The sequence below is a fragment of the Mesorhizobium sp. M1A.F.Ca.IN.020.06.1.1 genome, from assembly GCF_004023265.1.
Taxonomy (GTDB): Bacteria; Pseudomonadota; Alphaproteobacteria; order Rhizobiales; family Rhizobiaceae; genus Mesorhizobium.
On record NZ_RZSR01000438.1, the window covers coordinates 1 to 4,836 of the forward strand.

The window sequence follows — 4,836 nt, forward strand, 5'->3', positions numbered from 1 at the left end:
CATGATGCGCTCGCCGAGCGCGAAGCCGACCGAGTTGGCGAGGCCCTGGCCGAGCGGACCGGTGGTGGTCTCGATGCCGGCGGCATGGCCGTATTCGGGATGGCCGGCGGTCTTCGATCCGAGTTGGCGGAAATTCTTGATCTGGTCGATCGTCATGTCCTCGTAGCCGGTGAGGTACAGGAGCGAATAGAGCAGCATCGAGCCGTGGCCGGCCGACAGGATGAAACGGTCGCGGTCTGCCCAGTGCGGGGCCTTGGCGTCGAATTTCAGGAAGCGGGTGAACAGCACCGTAGCGATGTCGGCGCAGCCCATGGGCAGGCCGGGGTGGCCGGAATTGGCCTTCTCGACGGCGTCCATGGAAAGAAAACGGATCGCATTGGCCATCCGATCATGTTGTTCACGCGAGGTCATGCTTCCTCCGGAATAGGGGTTGGAGCTTTGGGAGAGCCCGTGGAAAGGGTGCGCGACACATAGCAGGCGCGGCCTTTGAGTCAACAAATCGGTGCTTTTTTGCCGGCCTTGTGAAGGCGGCGGCGACGCTACATTAGCGTTAGCGGGGGACAGTCGCGAGAGCTTTATTGACGCGCGCTTCACCCGGCGCCTAATCTTTCCGAGATAACGCGTTCTGAACGCGAGCGATTCGGTGACGGGCAGGGCATAGGACGAAGGCCATGACCGGGGAAACGACCCTCAAGGAAGTCATCGCCAGGCTCGGCAAAGCCATGGAGGGACTGGAAAACGCCGTGGCGGCGCGGCTCGAGCATGAGCGCGACTATTCCGAGGCCGAGGCCGAGGTGCAGCGCATGAACGCCGACCGCTCGCGGCTGGCGCAGGAGCTCGACAATTCCGAGGCCCGCGCCGAACGGCTGGAAGATGCCAACAAGGAAGTGTCGCGCCGGCTGGTGACCGCCATGGAAACCATTCGCGCGGTACTGGACAGGTAAGCCAATGGCACAGGTCACCGTTTCCATCGACGGCAAGCAGTACCGGATGGCTTGCGACGAGGGCCAAGAAGAGCATCTGATCGACCTCGCCGAGCGCTTCGACCGGTATGTCATGCATTTGAAGGATTCGTTCGGCGAGATCGGCGACCAGCGGCTGACCGTCATGGCCGGCATCATGGTGATGGATGAGCTTTCGGAGCTCAACAAGCGGGTCAAGGGCATGGAGAGCGAGGTGCTGACGCTGCGCAAGACGCGCGACGAGGCGCTGACCAAGGCCGACAAGAGCGACAGCGTGCTGACGACCGCGCTCGCGGCACTTGCGCAGCGCATGGAAGACCTTGCGACGACGCTGGCGGTGAAGAAGGCTTAAGCCGCCAATCCCCTGCGTCCGCTATGGAAATTCTGCTGTCTTTTCCAGGAAAAGCAGAAATTTTTCCATCGTTCCGATCACGCTTGCAGACACAAGCCTTTTGAACCGTTCCTTCCGGCGGTATAGAAGCTGACACGCGCCGATGGGGTTAGCCCAGGCCGGCGCCATGTCACAGGGTAGGGAGCACGCGATGAGCCTTCGTATCAACGATATCGCGCCGGATTTCACGGCCGAGACTACGCAAGGGACGATCAATTTCCATCAATGGATCGGTGACGGCTGGGCAGTGCTCTTCAGCCATCCGAAGAACTTCACGCCGGTTTGCACGACCGAGCTCGGCACGATGGCCGGGCTCGAGGGCGAATTCAAAAAGCGAAACGTCAAGATCATCGGCATTTCCGTCGATCCGGTGTCGAGCCACGACAAATGGCAGGCCGACATCAAGACAGCTACCGGCCAGACGGTGAACTATCCGCTGATCGGCGACAAGGATCTCGCCGTCGCCAAGCTTTACGAGATGCTGCCGGCGGGCGCCGGCGAGAGCTCTGAAGGGCGCACGCCGGCCGACAACGCCACGGTGCGCTCGGTCTACGTCATCGGCCCGGACAAGAAGATCAAGCTGGTGCTGACCTATCCGATGACCACCGGCCGCAACTTCGATGAGATCCTGCGCGTCATCGATTCCATCCAGCTGACGGCCAAGCACCAGGTGGCGACGCCGGCAAACTGGAAGCAGGGCGAGGACGTGATCATCACCGCCGCCGTCTCCAACGAGGACGCGATCAAGCGCTTCGGCGCCTACGAGACGGTGTTGCCGTATCTGCGCAAGACCAAGCAGCCGACAGCGTGAGCTTTCCTTCTCCCCCGTTCCACGGGGAGAAGGTGCCCGAAAGGCGGATGAGGGGTGGCGCGGCGTTCGGTGATTACCGCGTCAACGGACGTTGTCCTGACGTGATAAGCTCGTAATCTCGGCGCTGCCCCTTATTGTCCTGCCGGACATTTCTCCCCGTATAGTGACGGGGAGAAAGGGGCGAACCACAGCTTTCGCCAATCGCGGGCGTTGTAGGGCCAAATAAAAACGGCGGCGCCAGACGCTGGCGCCGCCGTTTTGTCTTTGCGTAATGCCTCGAGCTTTTACGCCGCCGGCTGCGCTTCGATGGTGCGCAGCGCCTGGTTTTGACGCTTGGCCGCGGCCTTGACCGCGTCCTGCACCTTCTCGAAGGCGCGCACCTCGATCTGGCGCACGCGCTCGCGGCTGATGTCGAACTCGGCCGACAGCTCTTCCAGCGTCAGCGGCTCTTCGGCCAGACGACGCGCCTCGAAGATGCGCCGCTCGCGGTCGTTGAGCACCGACAGCGCGCCCGACAGCATCGAGCGCCGGTTTTCCAGCTCGTCCTGCTCGATCAGCATCTCTTCCTGGCTTTCGTGATCGTCGACCAGCCAGTCCTGCCATTCACCGGACTCACCTTCGCTCGCCCTGATCGGGGCGTTGAGCGAAGCGTCGCCCGACAGGCGACGGTTCATCGACACCACTTCGGCCTCGGAAACGTTGAGACGCGTGGCGATCTCGGCGATCTGGTCGGGCTTGAGGTCGCCGTCGTCGAGCGCCTGGATCCGGCCCTTCACCTTGCGCAGGTTGAAGAACAGGCGCTTCTGGTTGGCGGTGGTGCCCATCTTGACCAGGCTCCACGAGCGCAGGATGTATTCCTGGATCGAGGCCTTGATCCACCACATAGCGTAGGTGGCGAGCCGGAAGCCGCGCTCCGGTTCGAATTTCTTGACAGCCTGCATGAGGCCGACATTGCCTTCCGAGATCACCTCGCCGATCGGCAGGCCGTAGCCGCGATAGCCCATGGCAATCTTGGCGACGAGCCGCAAATGGCTGGTGACGAGCTTGTGCGCGGCGGAAGTGTCCTGATGCTCGGCATAACGCTTGGCGAGCATGTACTCTTCCTGGGGCTGAAGCATCGGAAAGCGACGGATTTCTTCCAGGTAGCGGGCGAGACCGCCTTCACCGGAAACGATACTGGGTAGTGACTGGGCCATGATAGCGCCCCCTCTCTATTGGAGTGATGCCCCCGTAACGCGGCGGGCATGTGACGCGAATGCCAATCGGCTCATTCGCGGCAACTGCTGTATATAGGAACAAAACCAGAAAGGACAGGCATTTGTTCAACACGAAACAGTGTGTCACGCTGAAGTGAACAACGCCAGTCAGGTTTTTGATGGCTGGTTTGAAGCGTCTTGATGGCGGTTCAGAGCATTCGAAAGCCGCCGACAAGTTCCTCCATGTCCCTCGGCATCGGCGCCTCGAACCGCATCGGTAGATGTTTTTTCTGGTGTCTGAATTCAAGGAGCCAGGCCTTTCGCGCCTGCCTGGAAAATGCCTTGACCTCGCCTTTCAGCGGTTCCGGCAGCCGGTTGGCCTTGGTGCGGAAGGCCTGGCCGTACTCCGGATCGCCGACCACCGGATGACCGATATGCGCCATATGCACCCTGATCTGGTGCGTGCGGCCGGTCTCGAGGCGGCATTCGATCAGACTTGCGGTGGTGAATTCCTTCTGCCGCCCGCCGAAACGCTCGACGACGGTGAAATGGGTAACGGCATGCCGGGCGTCGTCCCGGCCTTCGGGAACCACCGCGCGCCGCACCCGGTCGGCGGCGCGGCCGAGCGCGGCCTCGACGGTGCCGGTCGGCCGCTGCGGAATGCCCCAGACCAGCGCCAGATAGGCGCGTTCGAGGTCGCCCGTCCGGCCATGATCGGCGAAGGCCTCGGACAGTGCCTTGTGGGCGCGGTCGGTCTTGGCCACCACCATGACGCCGCTGGTTTCCTTGTCCAGCCGGTGGACGATGCCCGGTCGCCTGGCGCCGCCGATGCCGGAAAGACTGTCGCCGCAATGATGGATCAGCGCGTTGACCAGTGTGCCGGTCCAGTTGCCGGCGCCGGGATGCACAACCAGCCCCGCCGGCTTGTTGACGACGATCAGCTCGTCGTCCTCGTAAAGGATGTCGAGAGGAATGGCCTCGCCTTGCGGCTCGGCAGGCTCCGGCTGCGGCATGATGACCGCGACACGCTCGCCCGGCGCCATCTTGCGCTTTGCCTCTTCGACCGGCTTGCCGGCGATCGTAACCGCACCCTGCTTGATGAGGGCCTGCACGCGGCTGCGTGAGATCTCCGGGCCGAGCTGGGCGGTGAGCCACTGGTCGAGGCGCTTGCCTGCGGCATCGGCGCCGGTTTCCAGCTCCACCGCTCCACCCAACTCATCGCCCGGCAATTGATCCTGTCTCAAAATCGGGGCCCTATCAAAATCGAGGTCTCTTCGCTATGAGCGCTCATCGAAACCCGTTGCGGATTGTTTAGTCATGGCCCGGCCGATCGCCGAAGAAGATGAGGAGAAGCCGCTCGACCCTGCGGCCGAAAAAGTGCGCCGGAAGCTCATCCGCTTCATGATCGTCAATCTCGGTCTTCTGTTCCTCGCCCTTATGGTGGTGATCGGAGCCCTTGTCTACAAAGCCCGCAAT

5 protein-coding genes and 2 pseudogenes are annotated in these 4,836 nt (G+C 62.3%); 4 read left to right on the top strand and 3 right to left on the bottom strand.

The window, feature by feature from the left end:
- A pseudogene (locus tag EOA60_RS19070) lies at positions 1–411 on the bottom strand (transketolase); the annotation flags it as partial.
- Positions 412–671: 260 nt separating this feature from the next.
- On the opposite strand from EOA60_RS19070, the gene EOA60_RS19075 reads away from it, so the two are divergent.
- The 3 genes from EOA60_RS19075 to EOA60_RS19085 all read left to right on the top strand — a co-directional run bounded on the left by EOA60_RS19075 (position 672) and on the right by EOA60_RS19085 (position 2,164).
- Positions 672–944, top strand: coding sequence for a DUF4164 domain-containing protein (locus EOA60_RS19075; protein WP_040973690.1), 273 nt, complete (start codon positions 672–674; stop codon positions 942–944).
- 4 nt (positions 945–948) lie between these two features.
- On the top strand, positions 949–1,314 hold the full coding sequence (locus EOA60_RS19080; RefSeq protein ID WP_067002048.1) for a cell division protein ZapA: 366 nt from the start codon (positions 949–951) through the stop codon (positions 1,312–1,314).
- Between the two features lie 190 nt (positions 1,315–1,504).
- Positions 1,505–2,164: a peroxiredoxin gene (locus EOA60_RS19085; RefSeq protein WP_095778154.1), complete on the top strand. Its 660-nt coding sequence runs from the start codon at positions 1,505–1,507 to the stop codon at positions 2,162–2,164.
- Positions 2,165–2,448: 284 nt separating this feature from the next.
- On the opposite strand, the gene rpoH is transcribed toward EOA60_RS19085, so the two are convergent.
- Positions 2,449–3,360, bottom strand: coding sequence for an RNA polymerase sigma factor RpoH (rpoH, locus tag EOA60_RS19090; protein ID WP_067002056.1), 912 nt, complete (start codon positions 3,358–3,360; stop codon positions 2,449–2,451).
- 209 nt (positions 3,361–3,569) lie between these two features.
- Positions 3,570–4,589 (bottom strand): RluA family pseudouridine synthase, encoded by a 1,020-nt coding sequence (locus tag EOA60_RS19095; protein ID WP_206628164.1) that lies wholly within the window; start codon positions 4,587–4,589, stop codon positions 3,570–3,572.
- Positions 4,590–4,677: 88 nt separating this feature from the next.
- On the opposite strand from EOA60_RS19095, the pseudogene EOA60_RS39095 reads away from it, so the two are divergent.
- A pseudogene (locus tag EOA60_RS39095) lies at positions 4,678–4,836 on the top strand (fimbrial protein); the annotation flags it as partial.

Bases quoted from the DNA above. Each gene is read 5' to 3' on its own strand.
- EOA60_RS19085 (WP_095778154.1), top strand. From the start codon at position 1,505: ATGAGCCTTCGTATCAACGATATCGCGCCGGATTTCACGGCCGAGACT.
- EOA60_RS19075 (WP_040973690.1), top strand. From the start codon at position 672: ATGACCGGGGAAACGACCCTCAAGGAAGTCATCGCCAGGCTCGGCAAA.
- EOA60_RS19080 (WP_067002048.1), top strand. From the start codon at position 949: ATGGCACAGGTCACCGTTTCCATCGACGGCAAGCAGTACCGGATGGCT.
- rpoH (WP_067002056.1), bottom strand. From the start codon at position 3,360: ATGGCCCAGTCACTACCCAGTATCGTTTCCGGTGAAGGCGGTCTCGCC.